Below are 23,390 nucleotides of genomic sequence, written 5' to 3' on the forward strand. Positions count from 1 at the left end.
GCAGACTTGAGGTGCTTTGTTTACCATGACTTTACACTTCGCGAAACGTTCCTGAGTTAGCTTTCTGGGAAAAATCACCAAGGGCCTAGGGCTGATTTTAGATTTTAGATTGACTAGCCTAGGGGCGGACTGGGCGCTGGAACTTTTGTCGAAGCCATGATTGCTCAGGGCGACTGCTGTCGGCCGCGCGATCCGTATTTGGGTGATGTCGGTTGGGGCGATCGTCCGCGACTCCAACCTAGAAAATTGTATGATAGTTAAATAATTAAATCACTCTAATCTCAACCTCTCCACCTCTAATAAATTGAAAAAGCCATGAATTTTATTAACCCTAAAACCGACTTGGGTTTTAAAAAAATCTTCGGTTCTGCTGAGAGTAAGGACATTTTGATTAGTTTCTTGAATGCCATGCTCTACGAAGCACAGCCAGTCATCGAAGATTTAGAAATTATCGATCCCTATTTAGCTCCCAAAATCAAAGGAGTAAAAGATACTTACTTGGATGTCTAAGCTAAGATTGATGGCAACAAAACGGTAATTATTGAAATGCAAGTATTGAATGTAGAGTCATTCGAGAAGCAGATTTTATACAATGCCACTAAAGCTTATTGAATGCAGCTAACCACAGGAAGCGGTTACAGCTTGTTAAACCCTGTGATTGCTCTGACCATTACAGATTTTCAAATGTTTGAGGACCTAGAAACAGTGATTTAGCACTTTGTTTTTAAAGAAAAAAGTTTTTCAACCGAATATCTAGCTGATGAATTTGAACTTGTATTTGTTTAACTGCCGAAATTTGACAAAACATTACAGGAATTAGAAACGCTGACAGATAAGTGGATATATTTCATGAAAACTGCTCAAATTTTACGGTCGGTTCCCGAAGAGTTGGGAAATGTGCCGGAACTCCGGCAGGCTTTTGCAATTGCTAATGAAGCGAATCTCGATCCTGATGAATTGGAAGATTTAGAAAGACGAGAAATTTTTATTCAAGACCAGCGGGGTGCAATTACCAAAGCTACCAGAATTGGGAAAGAACAAGGCATCGAACAAGGCATCAAACAAGGAAATTTGGAGTTAGTTGTGCGGCTGTTGGAGCGTCGGCCCGTTGTCGTCGCAGATTCAAACTCGCATCAGTCAGTTATCCGCTGAACAATTAGAGAATTTAGGAGAGGCCGTTTTAGAGTTGGCCAGTGTGTCAGATGTGACAGAGCGGTTGCAGAGATATGTTTGAGGAAAGGAAAATAAGCCTTGGTGAAGGTGGTTTTCTCAGAAGATCGATCGCCCTTGACTGGTGTCAGCCCAAAGCGCACTGATGAACAATCAACCGTTTTGGAATTGGCCCACCAGCTCAAAACCCCTGCAAACCGCCCGATCGAGGTTGTGGGCCACTCGTCATATCCCCAGCCGTATTTGATAAATGGTCAAACACTGCTGGACAATTTTTGATTTTAGCTCTTAGAGTTGAGTGTTACCTTAACTAGAAACAGAAACATCTAAAGTCGAAAATCCTATGAGCAAATTTGTGTTTGTGACTGGTGGCGTGGTTTCCAGCATCGGCAAGGGAATTGTCGGTGCTTCCTTGGGCCGCCTATTAAAATCGCGGGACTATTCAGTCTCGATTTTGAAGCTAGACCCGTATATTAACGTTGACCCCGGCACTCTGAGCCCGTTTCAGCACGGAGAAGTCTTCGTCACGCAAGACGGTGCGGAAACTGACCTGGATTTGGGACACTACGAGCGTTTTACCGATACTTCCATGTCTCGCCTCAACAGCGTCACCACGGGTTCTATTTATCAAGCGGTGATCAACAAAGAACGCCGCGGCGAGTATCAGGGGAGCACGGTGCAGGTGATTCCGCACATCACTAACGAGATTAAAGAGCGAATTCATCGGGTAGCAAAAAATACTAATCCCGATGTCGTGATTACGGAAATCGGCGGAACGGTGGGAGATATTGAATCTTTGCCGTTTTTGGAGGCAATTCGGCAGTTTCGCAAGGATGTCGGCCGGCAAAATGTTGTGTATATGCACGTCACGCTGATACCTTGGATTCCTTCGGCTGGGGAGATGAAAACTAAACCGACTCAGCATTCGGTGAAGGAATTGCGGTCGATCGGCATTCAACCAGATATTTTAGTCTGTCGGTGCGATCGCCCGCTGTCTTTGGGCATGAAACAGAAATTGTCGGAATTCTGCAACGTACCCGAAGAATGCGTCATCACCGCTCAAGATGCCAAAAGTATCTACGAAGTGCCGCTGATGATGGAACAGGAAGGTTTGGCGGAACAAACCATCAATTTGCTGCAACTCGAACATCGCCAGCCAGATTTGCATCAGTGGCAAACTTTAGTCAACAGGCTTTACAGTCCCAATCACAAAATTGATATTGCTTTAGTTGGCAAATACGTGCGGTTAAACGATGCTTATCTTTCGGTGGTCGAAGCTTTGCGACACGCGGCAATTGCGATCGGCGGCGACCTGAATTTGCGCTGGATTAACTCAGAAGATTTAGAATCGGGAAACATCGATAATTATCTCAAAGGTATCAACGGCATTCTTGTACCGGGAGGTTTTGGGGTTCGGGGAGTTGACGGCAAAATAGCGGCGATCGAATATGCCAAACACCACAAAATTCCATTTTTGGGATTATGTTTGGGGATGCAGTGTGCTGTGATTGAATGGGCGCGCAACAACGCCCAACTAAAGGATGCCAACAGCGCTGAATTTAACCCGGATACATCAAATCCGGTAATTAATTTATTGCCAGAACAGCAAGATGTAGTCGATTTGGGCGGTACAATGCGCCTGGGTTTGTATCCGTGCCGTGTCAACCCAGACACCCTCGCTTTCAAACTTTATCAGAAAGAAGTGATTTACGAGCGGCACCGCCATCGGTACGAATTCAACAACGCCTACCGCAATCTTTTCTTAGAATCAGGTTATGCAGTCTCCGGTACATCTCCAGACGGCCGATTGGTAGAAATGATCGAATTGCCGAACCATCCCTTTTTCATAGCCAGTCAATTTCACCCCGAATTCCAATCTCGACCTAGCGCCCCCCACCCATTGTTTCAAGGGTTTATCCAGGCTGCTAGCATCCAGGGAAAGCAGGATGTTTTAGAAGATGAGGGTCGCGGCTTGGTTGCCGAGAAAGTTGCAGCAAACTGATCTCGTATCATGTGCGATCGATTAGTTCTGATATATTAGAGGTCTGTAGGGGCGGTTCAGAGTAGACAATATTCAAATCGCCCAGACAATCGACATTACAAAACTCACCCAACAGACCAATAGGATTTGATAGGGGTCGCACTTATCGGACTAGATATCGGGCAGCATTCTCAACGAGTGAAAAACCTCCCCCTCCAGCCCCTATGCTATGGCTGGGGGGCTAGTACCACAAGGGAGAAGGCAGAAGGCAGAAGGCAAAAGGTAAAAATGCTGATATTTTTACTTAAGTTTTTACGGATTTCAAGGGTGATACCAGTTTCCAAAAAGAATGCAACTTTAGGCAACTTGCCAACCCAGATAGTCATCAGTCATGCCCAATCTAAAATCTACAATCTAAAATTTACAATGGTAGGAGTTGTCAAACTATCCTAAAATACCAGGAAACACAGGTTTGAGGAGGCTTTGTGGCTTATTGGAGCAAAATTACTTATGAGAAAAGTACATACATAATTGACCTTGACACTATTAGTGCTTTTTCTAGCGAACTGGATAACAAGCGTCTCACCTTTTGGCTGCCTAATAGCAGTCAGCCGATTATCCTCAATCCCCAAGGCAATTATGAGGCTTACAAGCAAGTTCTCGATTACCTCAAAAAAACCATCGATCGCAATTCTAGAGGTTCGTGGATTAAAATTCATTATGACCGCAAAGAATTTGCGATCGATATGAGTCGAATTAGCTCTTTTGCTTGCGAGCAGAACGGTCGGCTAAGCTTTTGTCTGCCTGACAGCGCAACTAATATTATTATCCTCCGCCAAAGCAACCCGGACGCTTATCAAGAAGTTCAGGAATACATTAAAAAGACGACTGGGCAATCTCTGCCATGAAGAAGTCATTAGTCATTGAAGGATGAAGGGAGACTATGTTTAGTAACTCCTCACATTCATTTAAAAATTTTTTTAGGTAAAGTGCTTAGGTTGCACCGTAAGTTTAGATATGAAAAAAGCGCAGTAAAATGCGCTGCATTTTTAAATTTTAACTATTGAGCAAGCTGCCAAGCTAATTTTGCCGCCCCTACCATGCCTGCTTGATTGCCCAATTCAGCAACCAATAACTGCAAATCTTCGCGAGAACTCGGCAGAACCCGCCGCTCAATTTCTTCTCGAACCTGCGGCAAGAAAAATTCCGCACCTGCACTAATTCCACCGCCGATAATAATAGCTTCCGGCGTCAAAATATAAATGAGACTTGCCAAACCGATACCCAGATAGCGCCCGTAATTTTGCCAAAATTCTAAAGCTTTGGCATCTCCCGACTTAGCTAAATTTGCTAATTCTACAGGTTCCAAACCCGTTTTCCGGCGAATTGCTTGCACGGAAACATATTGTTCTAAAGAACCGCGATTGCCGCTGTTGCACTCCGGGCCGTCAGGATTTATAGTAATCAATCCTAGTTCTCCGGCCGCGCCTTGATGACCTACAAATAGTTTGCCGTCTAGGATAACTGCACCGCCGACGCCTGTACCTAAAGTTAGTAAAATTAGATTTTTAAATTGCCTTCCTGCGCCCAACCAAGCTTCTCCCAATCCGGCACAGTTGGCATCATTTGCTAATATGGTCGGCAGTCCGGTTTTAGCTTCCAACCAGTCAGCTAGGGGGACGTTATGCCAGTTTTTGAGGTTAATTGCTACTCTCGCTATGCGGCCGGCGGCGTCTGCGGGGCCAGGAGTGCCGATGCCGATCGCACTTACAGCATTTTCGACCGGATTCAATTGTAAAATAGCATCGGTCATTGTAGCTAAAACGGCTTCTGGCGTTGCGGGTTGAGGGGTTGGAACAGTTAAGGATTGGTGACAAATGCCGTCTTCGCTAAATCTGCCGAGTTTAATTGCGGTTCCGCCTAAGTCAATGCCGATTACTTGTGTCATTCTATTTTGGTTGTGGATGCAAGAATTTGGGATTAATCATAATAGTATAAACATATTTTATAGTGCGGATTTTGCACCTTCCCAAGTAACTTTGTCGTGATAATTTACATTTTCCAACTCTTATTTTACTGTATAATAATTAGCGACAAAAACTGGGCTTAATTTTTAATATTATCATACCGATCGCAATACCTAACAAAAATTCTGGATACAAGGGAGTTCGCCTATTTAATTTCGCCTAACTTACGTTGCGCTACCTCTCGGTTGTGCAAAGCATCGTGATAGTCTGGTTCGAGAGCAATTGCCTGAGTATAAGATGCGATCGCCTCTTCAAATCTTCCTAAATTATACTGCTCATTCCCTCGCTCGCACCAGGCTTTCGCCTCTACATTAACTTCCGATTCTGCCTCCGCACCCTCAGCGCCTCTGCGGTTCACTTCCCTAGAAAAACCCAAACCATCCCCAACAAAAACTGCCTCAATCACCCTCCCCTTTGTATCCTCCTCCTCAACCTCCGGCAGCGGAAACCGTGTCAATATCTCCCGCCCAATTTGCCTGGCAACCTCTGACAATTCCCCGCTGGCAATTCTACCTAACAATACCAGCCGCTGCGCCAATTCCTGAAGCGATGCCACGGCATCAGCAGCAGCAGTTTCATCATGTTCGCCCTCTAACAATCTTTGCCCAAACCGTCGCAACCAAGTCGCCAATTCACCATCTTTAAGGCGTTTTGCGATTAAGAATCCCGCTACATCCCCTCGACTCCAGCCGGCATTCACTCCTTCCAATATTTCCATGAATTTCGACTCGTATTCCGCGTCAGTTAAGGCTGGGCGGATGGCGGTATTTCCCGGCGGGGTGGATGGGGTTGGGGCTCCGAATATTCGCTGAAATAGTCGTTTGAAGAATTGCAGAATTTTGTTGAGCATTTGTAAGATTGAGAGGGTGGGGTATTTTCTATTTTATAGCAATTATCAAAAATAGATTATATATTGATTGTCGGCGATATTTGTAGGGACACGGCGCATTGCCGTGTCCGGGATTGCAACGCACAGTAAACAATCACATCAAGTAGAATTAATCTACTTTAAAAGCGGATAATACAGTTCTCCTGTTGAGTTGATATAACCGGCCCTATCGCCCGCTAAATTCCCCGTTCCCATAAATACGTCCACTCTCCCCGCGCCTTTGATTGCACCGCCGGTATCCTGATCCAAAACGTACCGATTTACCGCATTTTGTTCGAGTTGTCCCGCCGCATTCGGATAAGGGAGTTTTGTACTAATTAATGCTAGTGCGCCAGGGGGCATTAAAGCTTTATCGGTGGCGATCGACCTTTCGGCAGTTACTGGCACTCCAATGCTTCCTGTAGCTGGAACTCCGTTAGTATCCCGGAAGAATACAAAGCTTTCATTTTTCGGCAAATATTTGTTCATATCTGCGGGAAAGTTGGTGAAATATTCCCTTAGTTTCGGCAAATTTAACTCTTCTAAAGTAAACTTTCCGTCTTTAACTAATTCTCGCCCGACTCCTGTATAACTGTGACTGGTTTTGCCTGCAAAACCGACGGTCATCACGCTACCATCGGTTAGCTGCAATCTCGCAGAACCTTGGACGTGCACGAGAAATGCTTGGAATCGATCGCGCAACCAAACTAATTCTAATCCCCGCAGCAATCCTTTACTTGCCTGCAAAGCATCTTCGCCTTCTAATTGCAATCTGGTCGGGTGAGGTTTCGGCCAAGATGCCATGTTTGGCGGCATCCGGTACAGGGGATAACGGTATTCGGAATTAGGAGTGCGAGATGCTGCGTAAGTCGGCTCGAAATAACCTGTAAATGCGACTGTTCCTTTGCCGTCTTTGCCCGTGGATTTGTAAAAGACAAATTCGCGCTTGACCGATTCCTGGAGTTGTGCCGGAGTTGTGGAACTGACAACTAATTGGCGAAATCTATCGAGAGAACGCCGAACTCGATCGCGCGTAACTCCTGCGACTGGATAGCGGCTGTAAGCAGTGGCGGCGGCTGATGTATCGAGATAGCGGAGGCTGTTGTCGATCGACTTTAACAGCAATTGACGATCGCCCGGTTTGCCATTTTCGCCCCAGATTTGAGCGTCAAAGGCGAGATCATCCGCCTCGCCAGCTTGCAATTGATTTAAACTAATTGGTTGCAGCGACGGAACTGCAACGGCGGGCACCGAAACAGCGATCGCCAAAACGCAACAGGCAATGGCTAATAGCTGATAGCGAAAAATCTTGCTCAATTTCCAATCTTTCCTACTCAATTGATTATTTTCCTTATTCATCGTATCGTTCGACACTAGAAGTAAATATCGGTTCTACGCGAATTGCGAGAACGCTGGTAGGCCGAACTACCATGTATTCGCCTTGAATATTTTTAATCGGGACGTTAAGAAATTCTCTTGAATCTTGTTTCGGCACCAGTGTACTGCTGTACCACTTTTGAAAATCTTGCAGCGTTGCGAAACGCACTTCTTCGCGGTGGCCGCCTTCAAGCAGCAGGTGCACGGAATATTCGCTGGGTGTTCTAGGCATAGGAGATAGGGAGAGTTGTTGGACGACAATCTAAAATCTAAAATCTAAAATCTAAAATTGATGTGGTTGCCATCAAGCAGCAGGTGCACAAAATATTCGCACTTGAGTTCTAGGCATATCTGTATTTTAGTTTTTTGATTTTAAGCTTTTGGAACGATTCCATATTTTACCTCTTCCTCGGCGCATTCCCTCATCTAGTAGGTTGGGTGGAGGGAGAGGGGGAGAGTGGGAGAAGGGGAGAGTGCGAGAGTTGTTGGAGGAAAATCTCAATCTTAAATCCAAAATCTTAAATCGATTGACGGCGGCCCCCATCTGCGGCTACGCTGTGAAATTAAAGCTGCTTTCCTCAGAGAGGAAGCAGCCCGCGTCGCTCAAAAATCTAGTTGCACTGCCCAAAGCTGCTACCAACAGCAATGGACAGCTAACCGCCAAACTGATTACAGCAGTCTGGAGGCTAATGGAGAATTTTAACACTCTCTGTAGCCGCCCTGCTCTGTGTTAACGTGCGGGGCGGCTGGGTTTTTGGGTTTTCCTAGAAAACCAAAAACCAGGAAACCATATTATGTCACAGGAATTCGTACCTGACGATAACTTTTCCGCGCGTCCAAATGACGACTCAGCAGTATCGGAACAGGAAGTCGTGCGGATAACGGTTGTCGGTTCCCGCGCAGCCGTGTTAGAAACCATCCACACATTGTACCGACTGGGATTTGCCCAAGTTGGCGATTGGAGCCCGCCACAGCGAGGTGCAAAGCCGGGACAAGTGATAAGCGTACTCATTCGCCGATCGCGCAAAGCTTAACAATAGGCTGAAATACGCTAGGGACACTCCAAGAACCCATTGGTGTCAACAATCGCCTGAAACCATTGATAAATCTCGCTTTTAACCCAGTCTAGATCCCCCTAAATCCCCCTTAAGAAGGGGGACTTTGAGAAGAATCTTGTCCCCCCCTTCTTAAGGGGGGCTAGGGGGGATCTAGATTTAATACTCAAACAACAGTCTGTGATTGGGTTAGACGTTAAGTTGACACGAAGAAGGGTTCTTGGACTGTCTCTACAATGATTAATCCGGCGGAATACAGGGATTGTGTATTTTAGAACACGATTTGACCGCAACACTTAAAATAGTCTTGATTTACCGATCGACTGCACCCTTTTCTCATCAATATTTCTGGTTAGCGGGGGGTGTCTGTCAGCCGGAGTTGCGAGGTTCTGCTTCCAAAAGGCGGATAATGGTGCACAATTTCAAATTAACAACAAAACTTACACTATTTTGAGTAAGCTTTGGGGGGAACAGCTTAGAAAGCCTGTTTCTAAGAGTGATGCAAAATATCAAATTAATCCTCCACCTTGTCCAATTACTAATTACGAACCTATGCCCCGTCGTCAAGACTTAAAAAAAATTCTTCTCATTGGTTCCGGCCCAATTGTTATCGGTCAAGCGTGCGAATTTGACTATTCAGGGACACAAGCTTGCAAAGCTTTGCGAGAAGAAGGTTATGAAGTAGTGTTGGTAAATTCCAACCCTGCAACGATTATGACCGATCCGGAAACTGCCGATCGCATTTACATCGAACCTCTAACGCCAGCCATCCTCGAACAAATCATCGCTAAAGAAAGACCTCAAGCAATTTTGCCGACAATGGGCGGTCAAACTGCACTAAATTTAGCAGTTGCTGTCGCTAAAAATGGCGTTTTAGAAAAGTACAACGTCGAGTTGATTGGTGCTAAGTTGCCAGCAATTGAAATGGCAGAAGATCGGCTATTATTTAAGGAAGCGATGGCGCGAATTGGGGTCGCCGTTTGCCCTTCGGGAATTGCCAACACTCTCGACGAAGCCAAAGCAATTGGTCACCAAATTGGCAGTTATCCGTTAATTATTCGTCCTGCTTTTACAATGGGAGGCACGGGAGGCGGCATTTCTTACAATCAAGAAGAGTTTGAAGAAATGGCACAAGGCGGGATTGATGCCAGTCCAGTATCGCAAATTTTGATCGAACAATCTTTGATTGGTTGGAAAGAGTACGAACTCGAAGTAATGCGGGATTTGGCAGATAATGTAGTGATTATTTGTTCGATCGAGAATCTCGATCCGATGGGCGTCCACACCGGCGATTCTATCACCGTCGCCCCGGCGCAAACTCTCACAGACAAAGAATATCAGCGCCTGCGAGATGCTTCGGTGAAAATTATCCGCGAAATCGGAGTTGAAACCGGCGGTTCCAATATTCAATTTGCCGTCAATCCTGTCAACGGAGATTTCATCGTTATTGAAATGAACCCTCGGGTTTCCCGTTCCTCCGCGTTGGCCTCGAAAGCAACTGGTTTCCCCATTGCAAAAATGGCGGCAAAATTAGCGGTAGGTTACAGCCTAGACGAAATTTCCAACGATATTACCAAGAAAACTCCGGCGTCTTTTGAGCCGACAATTGACTACGTGGTGACGAAGATTCCCCGATTTGCCTTTGAAAAGTTCCCCGGTTCCGAACCGACTTTGACAACGCAAATGAAGTCTGTTGGGGAGGTAATGGCGATCGGGCGCAGCTTCAACGAATCCTTCCAAAAAGCCCTGCGGGGATTGGAAACAGGCCGCGCAGGTTTCGGGTGCGACAAACCGGAAAAGTTGCCGAGTTTGGAACAAATTCGCGCCGGATTGCGGACGCCAAATCCCGATCGCATTTTTACAGTTCGCCACGCGATGATGATGGGAATGTCGGTGGAAGATATCTTCGAGTTTACAGGAATTGATCCTTGGTTTTTGGATAAAATGCAGGAATTGCTGGAAACTGAGAAGTTCTTGAAACGAACGCGGTTGGACCAGTTGACAAAAGAGACAATGTTTGAAGTAAAGCAATTGGGTTTTAGCGATCGCCAAATTGCTTACGCCACCAAAACATCGGAAGATCAAGTTCGCGCTTACCGCAAACAGTTAGGCGTAATTCCGATTTACAAAACAGTCGATACCTGTGCCGCTGAATTTGAAGCGTTTACACCGTATTATTATTCCACCTACGAAGCTGGAGCGGCAATTTGGGAATTGGGCGATGAAGAAAAGAAAGTTTCGCCTGTAGGCCACAGTCTCGCGCCGGAGTCGGAAGTTTTGCCTTCTACCAAACGAAAAGTGATGATTTTAGGTGGCGGGCCGAACCGCATCGGACAGGGAATTGAGTTTGATTACTGCTGCTGTCACGCTTCCTATTCCCTAGGAGAAGACGGCTTTGAGACAATTATGGTCAACTCGAACCCGGAGACGGTTTCGACGGATTATGATACGAGCGATCGCCTGTATTTTGAACCGTTAACCAAAGAAGATGTTCTCAACATCATCGAAGCAGAAAATCCAGAGGGAGTAATTATTCAGTTTGGCGGTCAAACGCCGCTGAAATTAGCGGTTCCTTTACAAAAATCTCTGGAAAATCACCCCGATGTACAAACACAAATCTGGGGAACTTCGCCGGATTCCATTGATACTGCTGAAGACAGAGAGCGATTTGAAAAGATTCTGCGGGAATTGGATATTCAGCAAGCTGCTAACGGTTTAGCCCGCAGTTTTGAGGATGCTTTAATAGTAGCTCAACGGATCGGTTATCCGGTAGTGGTGCGGCCGAGTTACGTATTAGGCGGGCGAGCAATGGAAATTGTTTATTCCGATACGGAATTGGAACGTTACATGACCTATGCCGTGCTAGTAGAACCCGATCATCCGATTTTAATTGATAAGTTCTTGGAGAATGCGATCGAGGTGGATGTCGATGCGATCGCCGATGTTACTGGCAATGTGACGATCGGCGGTATTATGGAGCACATCGAGGAAGCGGGAATCCACTCCGGCGACTCTGCTTGTTCTATCCCTTACCAAACGCTTTCGGACGCAGCTTTGACAACAATCCGCCGCTGGACTGTAGAATTAGCAAAATCCCTGAAAGTAATCGGGTTGATGAATATTCAATTTGCTGTTCAAGGGGAACAAGTTTTCATCTTGGAAGCTAATCCGCGAGCTTCTCGAACAGTGCCTTTTGTGTCCAAAGCGATCGGAGTTCCCTTAGCAAAAATGGCCTCGCGAGTCATGTCTGGCAAAACTCTAGAAGCTTTGGGTTTTACTGAAGAGATTATACCCACCCATGTTTCGGTAAAAGAAGCTGTATTGCCCTTTGCTAAGTTCCCCGGAACTGATACCTTGTTAGGGCCAGAAATGCGATCGACCGGCGAAGTCATGGGAATTGACACCGATTTTGGCAAAGCCTTTGCCAAAGCTCAATTAGGTGCCGGACAAATGATGCCGCTGTTTGGAACCGTGCTGGTTTCGATGCGCGAGCGCGACAAACTAGCAGTTGTACCCGTTGTCAAGGAATTCTTAGAATTGGGTTTCAAAGTAGTCGCAACTCACGGAACACGCAAAGTTTTGCAAGAGCAAGGTTTAGAGGTAGATTTGGAATTGAAACTGCACGAAGGGCGGCCGAATTTGTTGGATTCGATCAAGAATGAGAAAATTCAACTAATTATCACCACACCTTCGGGCGAAGAATCCCGGGCCGACGGAATCTTTATCCGCCGCACAGCTTTGACTTACAAAATCCCGATTATTACCACAATAGCCGGTGCCAAAGCGACAGCAGCGGGAATTCGATCGCTCAAATCCCACCCGATGGAAGTAAAAGCAATTCAAGACTATTACCCGCAAACCTAGACTGCGAAACACTCAAAGGTAGGGTGTGCACCGCGCACCTTACCCACAACATAGGGTGCACACCACCAAAACCTAAACATAGGGTGTGCACCACCAAAACCTAATCTGCATCGGAATCCAAAACTCCGCTAGACAGCATCAGCCTCGGCCAAACTAACAAGAAAAAACCCATCCAAGCTAATAAAGGAATTGCGACTAAAACAGTTATCCAAACAGTTTTTAATAAAAACCAACTACCGCTAATTAGGCTAGTACCAGTTAAAAGAATCGACCAAGGCTGACACCACCAAGGTTTGTAACTCCAAGGACTAATAGCTTTTTGATCGGAAAGTTTTTTATCAGAAATAGATTTCATATTTTCAGTAATTTTTTATGAATGATAGTCTGGCTAGGTGGATTAACGGAAGTTAAACATTCATCACCTCTTCTGCTTTCAGCGTTAATTTGGGAAAAGTCCGCGACACAATTCGTTCGCTGCCTTTAAACGCGCTTCTTTGATAGTTGCCCTCTGCATCCAAAAGGTGGACAAATACAGTTGGAACTTTGGGGTTTCCCAGGAATTCCCTGCTACCAATTGCTAAATAATCGACAATCCAATACTCAGGAATTCCGAGACGCCGATATTCGTCCAATCTGTCTATATAATCGTCCTCCCAATTTGTTGATGTTACTTCCACTGCCAGTTGAATTGGTTCCCGCAATGCAGCATAAGCAGAACGGTTCGAGCGCCACAAATCGCGATCGATTACGCTGACATCCGGTCTCCGCCCTTGTTCGATTCCGGCTTTAGTTACAGTTCTGATAACGGCGGTATTGTTGACTACATAATTTAAACTTAGCCGTTTAACTTGATCTTTAAATGAGTCAGACGTAAAATCAGCAACATCATCATGATTTCTTGTCGCATTCATCTCTACAATTTTTCCATTTACCAGTTCATAGCGTCCCTCTTCTGGACATTCTACAAGGAATTGGTCAAAGGTTAATTTCTGTGTGACTGTTGCAATCATAAAATTTATCCTTATTTTGCACTAATACTATTAGCCTATATTACCACAGGCAGGAAAAAATTTGTTTTTTTGACGGCAGACATCCAATTCTCAAATCTAAAATATACAATCAAAAATCAAAAATCGATTCACATAAATGGTAAAATGCGATCGCCCTAGCAATTTGCACTTAATTTTGTTACTGACTTGATACAGTAAAGTAATAAACCTAGAAATCGAGCCACTCCCAGGTCAACCCCGAACCATGAGACTAGACGAAGCCGTAGAATTTGCCGAAAACCCAGAGCCGCGCTGTCCCTGCGTCCTCCTGCTGGACACCTCCGGCTCCATGCAAGGCGCACCCATAGATGCCTTGAATGAGGGGCTGGAAATTTTTAGGAATGACCTAATTAAAGACGAACTAGCTAAAAAGCGAGTAGAAGTCGCGATTATTTCATTTGACAATCATATCAAAGTCGTGCAAGACTTCGTGACCGCCGACCAGTTCGAGACGCCACTGCTGACAGCTCAAGGACAAACCCACATGGGCGCAGGCATTCAGCTAGCATTAGATACCATTGCCGCTCGCAAATCCGAATACCGCAACAACGGCATTACCTACTACCGCCCGTGGGTATTTATGATTACTGACGGCGAACCTCAAGGTGAATCAGACGATGTTGTGGAAATAGCAGCACAGCGGATTAAAGAGGAAGAAACTAACAAGCGCGTGGCATTTTTTGCAGTCGGAGTGGAAGGTGCTAATATCACCCGTCTGGCGCAAATTGTCGAGCGCACGCCTGTAAAATTGAGAGGATTAGACTTTAGAGAGATGTTCATCTGGCTGTCGGCTAGTATGCAGAGAGTTTCTCACTCAAAAATTGATGAACAAGTAGCACTGCCGCCACCTGGATGGGGAACTGTGTAGTCATTAGTTGGAAGTCATTGGTCATTAGTAAGTGACCAGCGGTAAGTGCGGTGTGCATGGAACCCTACATCATAAGTAAGGTGTTGTGTGCATCGCCATACCTAATTAGGGATAAATAAACCCGTCCTGAATTTGCATAGTTTTGAATTTACAAAGTTTTGAATTAAAGAGTTATTAATGGAGAATTCATCCTTCAATTGGCAAGTTGTAGCGGCATCGGTGATAGGTACCAGCCACGAAAAAAGATCGCAGCCTTGTCAAGATGCCCACTGCTGGCGTCTCTTGCCAAACGGTGTTTTAGCGGCAGCGGTTGCCGATGGTGCGGGTTCGGCAGCACTCGCAGAAATTGGGGCAAAAATTGCTGTGGAAGCGGTTGTTGAAACGATTTGCCAGCAACAGGAAAGGCTGCCTCAAAATGACGATGAATGGCAGGTATTCTTGACAGCATCACTGCAAGTTGCGCGGGCGCAGGTGGAAGCAGAAGCGGCAGTGCGGGAAGTGGCGCCGAGAGATTTAGCCTGCACTTTAATTGCGGTTGTTGCTACGCCGGAATTAATCGCCGTTGCTCAAATCGGCGACGGTGCGGCGGTAGCGGGTGATAGTGCAGGAAATGCGATCGCCCTGACTGTACCTCCCTGCGGCGAATACATCAACGAAACCATCTTTTTGATTTCGCCGAATGCTATAGAAACAGCGCAATTTAAGGTACTGCGGGAAAAACTCCGGCATTTAGCGGTTTTTTCCGACGGCTTGCAAATGCTAGCGCTCAAAATCCCGGAAGGCACGCCCCACGGGCCGTTTTTTGCGCCTTTGTTTCGGTTTTCGGGCGAGTGGAAAGAAGAGAAAGATGCGAAACAGCAGTTAGAGTCATTTTTGCGATCGCCTCGCGTTTCCGAACGCACCGATGATGACTTAACATTATTGTTAGCCACTTTTTCTAGCCCTGTCTAATCTGTTTAAATCCACTGATCAAGTGTGGTTACAAAATAATGATAGATCACCCAATTAGTGCAATATACTTGTTACGAGAAACCTTTGCTAAGATGGGATCTATATACGCTCCTCTGTTGATAATCAACTCTCCCACTTTGATAATTATGCTGCTGAATAATTTTGGTTTGGGTTCAGCAGCTATTCCTTTGAATATTATCTACTTGTTCGTGCTAATTCCCTTCTTGTCGGGAGCTATGATTTTCTACAGTTACCGAAGTTTGACAGGAAATCAAGTAACTGTGAGTGAGGCTTTTAATCAAGCAAACAGGAGATTGCTGCAACTCATCTTGGCTTATTTTATTCCTGTAGTTCTTATTTTAGCAGGGATTATAGGGATTATGTTGTTCCATTTGTTTTTGCCAGGCTGGCTTCTACTCATAATAGAAATTCCCGGATGTTATATATTATCTCGTTTAATGTTTTCATCTTACGTTACTGTCATTAATAACTTTTCTGTACAGGATAGTCTTAACAGCAGTTGGAAATTAACTCAAGGGCGCTGGTGGTTGTTATTTCGCTCGAATTTTCTCATATCTATTGTGGCTCTTGTGCCAGCAATATTGATTTCTGGACTAATCGGTTCAAGATTGGGAAATTCGCTAGCATCTCAGATGGTGAGTAACCTACTGGGATTCTTAGTCGTACCGTTGATGACTGTTTATATGGTTTTATTGTACAAGGAGCTGCGGGAATCGGCAGCAACTATTGAATAGGCATCTACTCAAATAAAGTCAAGGGCTGGCAGGATACCTGCCCCACAAAAATTTTGGTAGATGTCTAATGAGCGGTGAAAATTTGGTGCGGTTCTATAATAAAATCGAGGTGTCAACAATTCTGCTTTAGTTTGTACAGTAGGTCGTCGTTTGCAAGCACAAGAGATTAAGGATAAGCTCAACTCCCTAATTAGCGCAGCAGATCCAATAGATCCGAGTTTGGCGAGAAGATTGGATGAAATCAATCGCTGGGTGAAAGATGTTAAACCCGGTTCGCTAACGGCTAAAAAATTTGTGATGGCTTTTTTGCTGCAGCTTATCCGAGATTCTCAGGTTTGGCTGGCCGTTCAATCTCTACCTTCGGAAAGAGAACAGCAAGCCGCTTTTGAGTTAATGACTCCGGGGGAAAGGTATTGGTACAGCTATCTGTTTCCTAAATGGCTGAGTGAAAACGATCGCAAATTTTACATCTGGAAACAAAAACTCAAGGCCGGCAAATTCGATCCGGGAGATGATATCGTGATTCGTGCGATCGCAGCCCGAATTGTCGATCGCCAAGGCACTGTTTTGTATCGATATGTTGCAGATCTTTCTATGGCAACCGATTCGATCGTTAGCAGCCGCCAACAGCAGCCCCTCTGCATTCAAGTCACAACTCTTTCGGATGAATTCTCTGAACAAAAATATCAGAATTGGCAACAAACTCTTCAAGATTGGGGGATTGACAGAGGATTATTTTTAAGTTATGATAAAAACGATGCAAATTTCCTGAACCAGTTAGTTAATATAGCATTATATAATAGCGATAATTTGCCCGCCGGTCGTTACCTCAAGTTCCCGTAAATCAAGCAGATCTGCTGCTGAGAATAGTTCGACTGCTCCAAACTCCGTGAAAAAAAAAATTTGACTAACTCACATATTGCATAATTCTCGACAATGCCAAAAACCTAACCCCCAGCCTGCTTCTGGAAAAGGGAAAACAGACCAAGATTTTTCCTCCCCTTTTCTGTTTCCGGGAGGGGTCTGCCAGACGGTGGCAAGAGGTGCTTGATACGAAGGCTAAGCAATGGGAACATTTACCGCAGCAATCAATCGGGTGAAATAACTAGCAACTCGGCCTAAATTGAATTGAGACTTGATTTAATTGCGGTGAAATTGTTGGAAATAAAATTAAAATACATCAAAATCAAATACTATGACTGTACAAGGTACACACACCGTTGAAAATAACTTGCAAAAAGTCTGGGAAGAACTGGAAGCAGCCAGAAAAATGCAGGATGAATGGATGAATCACGGGGTAGATTTTGTAGATCTGTATGTGGAAGATGCGGGCGGTGATTGGTTGGAAAAGTGGGGTAAATGTGAAGAAGAATTAGAGCGAATTAAACATAAAAATGTAGATATTGAAGCAGTCAAAGCAGCGATCGACATTCCCAGCTTTCAGCAGACAAAACTGCTGGAAATCGCCTTAAATTGCCGTTACTCTACCAGCTATTACTCCGATCGCCCCGAGGAGTCTCCCGCTTGGCAAGAGGTTAAGTACAAACGGCTGTCACTCTTAGGGGGAGCGATTTTTGGTGCCGTTGTTACCGATTACCTCTACCGTGAACATCCAGAACTCGACCCAGATGCTATCTCAACCTTAAAAGCTCGTTTAGCAGACTCAAAAAAAACTGCGGAATTCACACAAAACTTGAAATTAAACGAACTTAGTTGGCTAGTACGGAACGGGAAAGAAACAGACAAAAGCGAGTACACTAGATCTTTTTCAGAAAGTTTTGAGGCTTTGTTTGCCGCGATTTACTTGGAGTTCGATCGCGATTTTTCCAGTGGGGGAAACTGGCTGATTGAACACTTGATTGAACCAACGGTTAGCCAGCATCTGGATCTAACTGGGCGGCGACAAAGGGGACCCGAAAACGAGGTGAAGCGTCGGGAAATCCTGGGTGCGGATATTTTAGAGGCGATCGCGATCGACTATTTGTACAACCGCTTTCCCGAACGCAACGCCAGCCAGCTAACTCGCTGGAAAAATATGTTAGTGGCTAAAAAGATTTTTCCCAAAGACTTTAAGGCCAAATTAGGCAGCCATTACCTAGAGTTGGAGAGCAATTTCTCGCGTACCCGCGACTGGTTGGTGGATAACTTTATCAAAAGCGCAGTTGACGAACTGCTAGAGGAAAGCGAAACTCAACCAGAATATGTGATTGACAGTGCCAACCCTGACTCGCTGCCAGAATTAGTCAACCGAATTACCGACAAAAAGTGGAAAAATGAATTTGTGAGAGTTGTCAGCATTTTGCAACCTGCTGACGAACTTTTGCTGCTGATGCAACAAAAAATTGACAGCATGGCGGCTAAAGATGAAACCTTGCAGCAGTTGCTAATCTGGGCAAATCACAAGTCTCAGTTAGTGCAAAGGAATTTCAAACCAGTCGAAATTCGCGCTTTTTATGTTGCCTTAGTTTGCGTGCTCGATTTGGCTTTGACTCGCGTCCTCGATCCGAGTCTGAAGTTTGATAGATCGAAAGTTCGCAAGTTGCGGAATTGTTTGGCCAAGGCGGGAAAAAATGTAGAATTTGCAGATGTTAACGAGTCTCTGAAATTGGCTTTTGATAATGATGTGGCGGGTATTGTGGTTGGCATTTGGGCACTGGATATTGAACCAGAACTTAAACAACTGCTGGCACAATTTCAGACGGAGATGCCTGATTTGCAAAACTGGAAAAAGTGGCGCAAAGAGTGCGGTAGTTGTTGGCTGGCAAAATTCAAAACTGCGATGGGCTACAATGGAGACTTTCGCCCCCAACAGAAAACTCTGCTGAAACAGTATTACTATGCCCACAACTTGCTGGTGGAATGCCTCAACAGCGATAATTGTCAGGTGACACCGGCCGTCAGACAAAAAATTGAGGATAAAATGTTGTTATTGTCGGTGGATTTGAAGCTGGTTCACATTTAATTTTGATAGGGCACAGGGGCGGGATGCCCATCCCACTAAGGGATGGACGGGCAGGATGCCCATCCCACCAATGGAAACAGGGCTTACCCACTCCCACCCAGGATACCTGGTTTTTTACCGAATCTGCGGGCTGCAACACGTCTTTTGATGAAAAACCCGGTCTCTCCTCACCGGTGCCTAAGTCATAACAAAGGTAAGATTTAATGGGCAAGTCAAGTTTATTGAGTCATGGCTTCCAAATCCTGTATCCCATAACGGAATTCTATGCAGTTGCAGCGCCAATTTAGCGGACAACTGATTGCGATCGACACCAAAACTGCGATCGCCAGTGGGGGTGAAGGTCGCATCTACCCGATCGCCCAAGACTCGTCCCTTGTAGCCAAAATCTACCACAAACCGACAGACGAAGACGGCGACAAACTCACAGTCATGTTCAGTATGCCGCCGGATGCGCCGATCGCGGAACCGGGACACGCTTCCATTGCTTGGCCGATCGATTTGCTGCATACTGTGGGCGGGCGAGAAAAAATCGTTGGTTTTGTGATGCCGCGCGTCAACAAAGTGATGCCGGTACACACTTTCTACACTCCCAAAACCAGGCGCGAACAAAAACCGCTATTTAGCTATCTTTACCTCCACCGTACCGCCAGAAACCTCGCCTCGGCTGTAAATGCCCTCCACGTCAGGGGTTACGTCATCGGCGACGTAAACGAGTCGAACATTCTCGTCACGGATACGGCGTTGGTAACGCTGGTAGACACGGATTCGTTTCAAGTCCGCGATCCTTATACGGGTTACGTTTATCGGTGTCCCGTGGGGAAACCCGAGTTTACGCCGCCGGAGTTGCAAGGGCAGACTTTCCGCGATATCGATCGATCTCCAGAGCACGATTTGTTCGGTTTAGCGGTATTAATTTTTCAATTGCTGATGGAAGGTACGCATCCTTTTTCGGGAGTTTATCTCGGTAGCGATGAACCGCCGTCTTTGGAAGCGAGAATTCGATCGGGCCATTTCCCTACAGGTACGAAGCGGATTCCCTACCGCCCGATGCCTGCTGCGCCTCCTTTCGAGATGCTGCATCCGCGACTGCGGCAGATGTTTATCCGCTGTTTTGAGGAAGGACACGGCAATCCTTCGGCGCGCCCGGATGCGAAAACTTGGGTGAATGCAATTCGCGAAGCGGAAGATGCTTTAGTTACTTGCAGCAGAAACAGTCAGCATAAATACGGAAATCATCTCAGTCGGTGCCCTTGGTGCGATCGGGCAAAACTCCTCAAAGGTCGCGATCCGTTTCCTTCGCGACAAGCAGTCAGCAACGGATTGCACTTGCAGCCCGCGAAAATCAAGCGTAAAAAGCCCCAACCACCGCCCGTCGTGACCCAGCCCGCAGTGCGTCGGCAACAGCCCGCCACGGGGTTGCCACGCCCCATGGGCCAGTACGCAGTGCCGTTGCTGCCGATGCCGATGTCTTCTCGGAGTCGGACTCCTGCGCCTCGGGTTCCCGCGGGGAAGTTTGAGCGCATTTTTCAGGATGCTGCTTGGGGAGGTGTTTGGGGCAGTTTGTGTTTGGCGGCGATCGGGGGGATTTATTCGGTAATAGCTGAGGGCGGTGGCGCTATTTTGGGGGCGATTTTTGTTGGTACGATTTGGGGCTGTTTTTTTGGGATGATGTGGGGCGTTTTTACTTTGCCGCCGAACCAGATTTGGCGGAAGTGGGGGGGAGTTTTGGTGGGGGCGGCTTGGGGGGCTTTTTTGTTGGCGGCGATCGGCGGTGCGGTGTTTGGCGCGATTAATAGCACTCCGGGGATCGGGGAGAGGATTTTGGCTGGGGCGGGGGTTGGTGCTCTCTGGGGCTGTGTTTGGGCAACTTTTCAGCCTCCTCTGGCGCTGCCGGTGGGGAGGGTCTGGGGCCGGCGGGGAGGGTATTTGGGGGCGGTCTGGGGTTCGTTTGTGGGGACTCTGGCTGGTGTTTTGTTGGGATCTGGGCTGGTGGTTTGGCAGCAATACGGTGTCCAGATGCGGCCGGTGAATGAGTTTGCGGGTTTGCTGCTGGGTGTGGCGATCGTGGCGGCTGGTGTGGGTTCTGTTGGAGGTGTGCTTTCTGGGGGTGTGTTGGGTTTTTGCGGGTTCGCGCCGAAGTTGCCGATTTCGTTTCAGCCTTCGGGTGTAAGTGGTGGGACTTTGGGGGCGATTTGGGGCAGTTTTTTGGGGACTTTTGCGGGTGCGGTGTTGGGTGCGGGGGTGTCTGCGATGTTTCCGGCTGTTAGCGCTGGGGTGCCGGTGGAGTTGGGGCCTGTGGCGGGGGCGATCGTGGGGGCTGGTTTGGGGGCGATTTGGGGGGTGGTTTCGGGTACTGTTTGGGGGGCTTTAGGGAAGTGGTGAAGAAAGAAGCAACGATGTAAATTTGCCACTGCAGATATTTCTCTGCAACCTATTAGCCCAGCGCCTCAACAAAGCCTGCGAGTTCCAGCGTTTGACGTTTCGGCGCCGCACATCGAGCCGAACCTCTACTTGAATTTAACTTAGTCTTAACTTAAACTTAACCTGATTCCCTAGTAAATCCAGCGACTAACCGGAGTTACATTGAGTCAGCCTGCCACGCCTGGGAATGCGTGCGCGTGAACAGCCAGTTCTAGTAGGAGTACAGGCAATGAGTTCTATCTTTTTCAGCCCCAACGATTGGCAAACAGTCACCTTTAGGCTGACGGCTGCACTACTGGTAGGCTTCGCGATCGGCATGAACCGCCAGCAGCCAGGTAGACCAGCAGGTTTAAGAACCTTTATGATCGTGAGTCTAGGCGCAGCTATATTTGTAATGATTCCTTTGCAGATGGATGGCGACAGCACCTTTTCCTCTTCCAATGCTTTGAGCCGAACTATCCAAGGAGTTGCCACAGGGGTAGGCTTTCTGGGGGGCGGAATCATTCTGCAACAAACTCAATACCCAGTGGGTAAAGCTGAAGTAAAAGGATTAACTTCCGCCGCAACTATTTGGTTGGCTGCCGGATTAGGTGCAGCGGCAGGCTGCGGTTTGTGGGTGATGAGTTTGATAGGAACGCTGTTTGCACTCTTGGTTTTGAGTGGCGTCAAACGGCTTAAGAAATCTGCCTTGATTCGTGCTTATGCTACCAGCAAACCAAAAATACGAGTCAAAGGTGCAGCCTCAGCGCGAGATCGGCAGCCCGAATAACTAAACTTCCCTTTCAAAAAGTACAAGATATACTCAGCACGGTCACAGACAATGCTCAGTAGCTGAGTACCTTTTGCAGTTAATTGCTCTGGCTTGAAGCTCCGAAATTTTTAGGTTAAAAGAGAATCCAAATCTTGTTTATGGGTGATAGGAGCCTGAGTAATACCATTTTTTTAAAGATGTGCTAGAGATAAAGAATTTAGAATCCAACACAATCCTGTGAGAAAACCAATAACATGATTTGTTAAAGATGATCGGATTTCCTGAAGTTTTACACGGAGTTCGTCAAGATTACTAAAGACTAATAAAGCTAAAAATTCTTTGATGTATTCCCATACTCTTTCTGTTAGATTTACTTGACAGACAATGAGGATGTTGAAATAGTAAAATAATATTGTCTGGTAATTCAGATGTGCTTAAAAGATGACCGGGAGCATTATCGACTTGAATAATATGCAATTCATCGGGATATTGAAGCGACAATTGTTGCAAATATGCTTGAAAACCCACTCGCTCTAAAGGGGAAAACTTCCAAAAAAAACTTCTCTCAGTAGATGGGGATACGGCTCCATAAAGCCAAAATAATTTAAATTACCAGTGATGTTTTCCTACGGGTTTTACACCCCGCAGTGTTAGCCTTCGTCTCTGAATAGTATGCAGTCCTAATCGAGTTTCGTCACTACACCAAAACAGATACTTGTTTTAGTTTTTTACTCGGTCATAAGCCTTGTCCAGTAAAAGTTTGATTTGCTGAGACAGGCTATTTTTTAATTCATTGATGGCCGTTAGTTTTTGTTCACTACTCGCCCGGTATTGGGCTTTTTAATTTACTTTTTAACTTCCCTTTGACCGAGGATTATACAGCTAGATCAATACTAGGTATCTCTTTGATTGACCAGAGCCAGAGATGAACTTATTTATAACTGGAAAATCCTTCGGGGTTTCTCAATTATTTTTGTAACAAAGCCGCTACTTCAACTGAAAACTTTTTGGGTCTGCCAAAAATCTGCCGATTTTTTAACAAGTTTTCTATACCACCCTCTTTATATTGAAAGAACCAGCGATGAATTGTGGTTTCACTTTTACCCAAAACCGACGATACTTCTCGGACTGTTTCTACTTGTTTTGACTGAAATAAATAAAGTATTTGAATTTTATTATATGTTAAAATTATTTTTTGTTTCCGAATCTCTAGCAATACTTCTACAGATTCGGTAATCGTTATATGAGGACTGCAAGACATTTTAATGTTCTCCTTTACTTTTCATGTAAG

Annotated in this window: 19 protein-coding genes and 1 pseudogene; 13 read left to right on the forward strand and 7 right to left on the reverse strand. The window is 45.9% G+C overall.

Going from position 1 to position 23,390, the window contains the following annotated elements:
• Positions 1-315 precede the first annotated feature (315 nt).
• From QUA23_RS31015 to QUA23_RS08810, 3 genes and pseudogenes are all read left to right on the forward strand, one after another.
• Positions 316-1,234: pseudogene (locus QUA23_RS31015) on the forward strand (Rpn family recombination-promoting nuclease/putative transposase).
• A gap of 279 nt (positions 1,235-1,513) precedes the next feature.
• Positions 1,514-3,172, forward strand: a complete 1,659-nt coding sequence (locus QUA23_RS08805) for a CTP synthase (protein WP_333073920.1) — start codon at positions 1,514-1,516, stop codon at positions 3,170-3,172.
• 464 nt (positions 3,173-3,636) lie between these two features.
• Entirely contained in the window at positions 3,637-4,059 is a 423-nt protein-coding gene (locus QUA23_RS08810) for a hypothetical protein (protein WP_333073922.1), read from the forward strand.
• A 152-nt stretch (positions 4,060-4,211) separates the two neighbouring features.
• On the opposite strand, the gene QUA23_RS08815 is transcribed toward QUA23_RS08810, so the two are convergent.
• The 4 genes from QUA23_RS08815 to QUA23_RS08830 all read right to left on the reverse strand — a co-directional run bounded on the left by QUA23_RS08815 (position 4,212) and on the right by QUA23_RS08830 (position 7,655).
• A complete protein-coding gene (locus QUA23_RS08815; RefSeq protein WP_333073924.1) occupies positions 4,212-5,099 on the reverse strand; it encodes an ROK family protein in 888 nt (295 codons plus the stop codon).
• 224 nt (positions 5,100-5,323) lie between these two features.
• Positions 5,324-6,028 (reverse strand): tetratricopeptide repeat protein, encoded by a 705-nt coding sequence (locus QUA23_RS08820; RefSeq protein WP_333073926.1) that lies wholly within the window; start codon positions 6,026-6,028, stop codon positions 5,324-5,326.
• A 153-nt stretch (positions 6,029-6,181) separates the two neighbouring features.
• Positions 6,182-7,405 (reverse strand): murein transglycosylase A, encoded by a 1,224-nt coding sequence (locus QUA23_RS08825; protein ID WP_333073928.1) that lies wholly within the window; start codon positions 7,403-7,405, stop codon positions 6,182-6,184.
• Positions 7,398-7,655: a hypothetical protein gene (locus QUA23_RS08830; RefSeq protein ID WP_172192361.1), complete on the reverse strand. Its 258-nt coding sequence runs from the start codon at positions 7,653-7,655 to the stop codon at positions 7,398-7,400. The genes QUA23_RS08825 and QUA23_RS08830 overlap by 8 nt, the downstream gene beginning before the upstream one ends.
• Before the next feature lie 241 nt (positions 7,656-7,896).
• Between QUA23_RS08830 and QUA23_RS08835 the strand changes: the two genes are divergently transcribed.
• The 3 genes from QUA23_RS08835 to carB all read left to right on the forward strand — a co-directional run bounded on the left by QUA23_RS08835 (position 7,897) and on the right by carB (position 12,342).
• Positions 7,897-8,157 carry a hypothetical protein gene (locus QUA23_RS08835; protein WP_333073931.1) on the forward strand — a complete coding sequence of 87 codons (261 nt, stop codon included), beginning with the start codon at positions 7,897-7,899 and terminating at the stop codon, positions 8,155-8,157.
• 60 nt (positions 8,158-8,217) lie between these two features.
• A complete protein-coding gene (locus QUA23_RS08840) occupies positions 8,218-8,457 on the forward strand; it encodes a hypothetical protein (protein WP_333073934.1) in 240 nt (79 codons plus the stop codon).
• 573 nt (positions 8,458-9,030) lie between these two features.
• Positions 9,031-12,342, forward strand: coding sequence for a carbamoyl-phosphate synthase large subunit (gene carB, locus QUA23_RS08845; protein ID WP_333073982.1), 3,312 nt, complete (start codon positions 9,031-9,033; stop codon positions 12,340-12,342).
• Positions 12,343-12,442: 100 nt separating this feature from the next.
• Here the strand turns inward: carB and QUA23_RS08850 are convergent, their stop codons facing one another.
• The gene (locus QUA23_RS08850) at positions 12,443-12,697 is read right to left on the reverse strand and encodes a DUF6737 family protein (RefSeq protein WP_333073936.1); all 255 of its coding nucleotides are present in this window, start codon (positions 12,695-12,697) and stop codon (positions 12,443-12,445) included.
• Positions 12,698-12,749: 52 nt separating this feature from the next.
• Positions 12,750-13,352, reverse strand: a complete 603-nt coding sequence (locus tag QUA23_RS08855) for a Uma2 family endonuclease (RefSeq protein ID WP_333073938.1) — start codon at positions 13,350-13,352, stop codon at positions 12,750-12,752.
• 244 nt (positions 13,353-13,596) lie between these two features.
• On the opposite strand from QUA23_RS08855, the gene QUA23_RS08860 reads away from it, so the two are divergent.
• From QUA23_RS08860 to QUA23_RS08890, 7 genes are all read left to right on the forward strand, one after another.
• Entirely contained in the window at positions 13,597-14,259 is a 663-nt protein-coding gene (locus tag QUA23_RS08860) for a VWA domain-containing protein (RefSeq protein ID WP_332953856.1), read from the forward strand.
• 177 nt (positions 14,260-14,436) lie between these two features.
• A complete protein-coding gene (locus tag QUA23_RS08865; protein WP_333073940.1) occupies positions 14,437-15,210 on the forward strand; it encodes a PP2C family serine/threonine-protein phosphatase in 774 nt (257 codons plus the stop codon).
• 92 nt (positions 15,211-15,302) lie between these two features.
• On the forward strand, positions 15,303-15,965 hold the full coding sequence (locus QUA23_RS08870) for a hypothetical protein (protein WP_333073942.1): 663 nt from the start codon (positions 15,303-15,305) through the stop codon (positions 15,963-15,965).
• Positions 15,966-16,115: 150 nt separating this feature from the next.
• Positions 16,116-16,808, forward strand: coding sequence for a hypothetical protein (locus QUA23_RS08875; RefSeq protein WP_333073944.1), 693 nt, complete (start codon positions 16,116-16,118; stop codon positions 16,806-16,808).
• A gap of 352 nt (positions 16,809-17,160) precedes the next feature.
• Positions 17,161-18,927 carry an NACHT C-terminal helical domain 2-containing protein gene (locus tag QUA23_RS08880; RefSeq protein ID WP_333073947.1) on the forward strand — a complete coding sequence of 589 codons (1,767 nt, stop codon included), beginning with the start codon at positions 17,161-17,163 and terminating at the stop codon, positions 18,925-18,927.
• A 264-nt stretch (positions 18,928-19,191) separates the two neighbouring features.
• A complete protein-coding gene (locus QUA23_RS08885; RefSeq protein WP_333073950.1) occupies positions 19,192-21,309 on the forward strand; it encodes a DNA-binding protein in 2,118 nt (705 codons plus the stop codon).
• Between the two features lie 268 nt (positions 21,310-21,577).
• On the forward strand, positions 21,578-22,117 hold the full coding sequence (locus QUA23_RS08890; protein WP_333073953.1) for an MgtC/SapB family protein: 540 nt from the start codon (positions 21,578-21,580) through the stop codon (positions 22,115-22,117).
• Between the two features lie 949 nt (positions 22,118-23,066).
• Here QUA23_RS08890 and QUA23_RS08895 read toward each other — a convergent pair.
• A complete protein-coding gene (locus QUA23_RS08895) occupies positions 23,067-23,360 on the reverse strand; it encodes a helix-turn-helix domain-containing protein (protein ID WP_333073955.1) in 294 nt (97 codons plus the stop codon).
• Positions 23,361-23,390 lie beyond the last annotated feature (30 nt).

The sequence above is a fragment of the Microcoleus sp. Pol1C5 genome, assembly GCF_036701115.1.
Taxonomy (GTDB): domain Bacteria; phylum Cyanobacteriota; class Cyanobacteriia; order Cyanobacteriales; family Microcoleaceae; genus Microcoleus.

Excerpts from the sequence above, each read along its gene's own strand:
- QUA23_RS08865 (WP_333073940.1), top strand. The coding sequence starts at position 14,437 with ATGGAGAATTCATCCTTCAATTGGCAAGTTGTAGCGGCATCGGTGATA.
- QUA23_RS08855 (WP_333073938.1), bottom strand. The coding sequence starts at position 13,352 with ATGATTGCAACAGTCACACAGAAATTAACCTTTGACCAATTCCTTGTA.
- QUA23_RS08870 (WP_333073942.1), top strand. The coding sequence starts at position 15,303 with ATGGGATCTATATACGCTCCTCTGTTGATAATCAACTCTCCCACTTTG.
- QUA23_RS08840 (WP_333073934.1), top strand. The coding sequence starts at position 8,218 with ATGTCACAGGAATTCGTACCTGACGATAACTTTTCCGCGCGTCCAAAT.
- QUA23_RS08880 (WP_333073947.1), top strand. The coding sequence starts at position 17,161 with ATGACTGTACAAGGTACACACACCGTTGAAAATAACTTGCAAAAAGTC.
- QUA23_RS08830 (WP_172192361.1), bottom strand. The coding sequence starts at position 7,655 with ATGCCTAGAACACCCAGCGAATATTCCGTGCACCTGCTGCTTGAAGGC.
- QUA23_RS08895 (WP_333073955.1), bottom strand. The coding sequence starts at position 23,360 with ATGTCTTGCAGTCCTCATATAACGATTACCGAATCTGTAGAAGTATTG.
- QUA23_RS08860 (WP_332953856.1), top strand. The coding sequence starts at position 13,597 with ATGAGACTAGACGAAGCCGTAGAATTTGCCGAAAACCCAGAGCCGCGC.
- QUA23_RS08825 (WP_333073928.1), bottom strand. The coding sequence starts at position 7,405 with ATGAATAAGGAAAATAATCAATTGAGTAGGAAAGATTGGAAATTGAGC.
- QUA23_RS08885 (WP_333073950.1), top strand. The coding sequence starts at position 19,192 with ATGCAGTTGCAGCGCCAATTTAGCGGACAACTGATTGCGATCGACACC.
- QUA23_RS08815 (WP_333073924.1), bottom strand. The coding sequence starts at position 5,099 with ATGACACAAGTAATCGGCATTGACTTAGGCGGAACCGCAATTAAACTC.
- QUA23_RS08820 (WP_333073926.1), bottom strand. The coding sequence starts at position 6,028 with ATGCTCAACAAAATTCTGCAATTCTTCAAACGACTATTTCAGCGAATA.
- QUA23_RS08805 (WP_333073920.1), top strand. The coding sequence starts at position 1,514 with ATGAGCAAATTTGTGTTTGTGACTGGTGGCGTGGTTTCCAGCATCGGC.
- carB (WP_333073982.1), top strand. The coding sequence starts at position 9,031 with ATGCCCCGTCGTCAAGACTTAAAAAAAATTCTTCTCATTGGTTCCGGC.
- QUA23_RS08890 (WP_333073953.1), top strand. The coding sequence starts at position 21,578 with ATGAGTTCTATCTTTTTCAGCCCCAACGATTGGCAAACAGTCACCTTT.
- QUA23_RS08850 (WP_333073936.1), bottom strand. The coding sequence starts at position 12,697 with ATGAAATCTATTTCTGATAAAAAACTTTCCGATCAAAAAGCTATTAGT.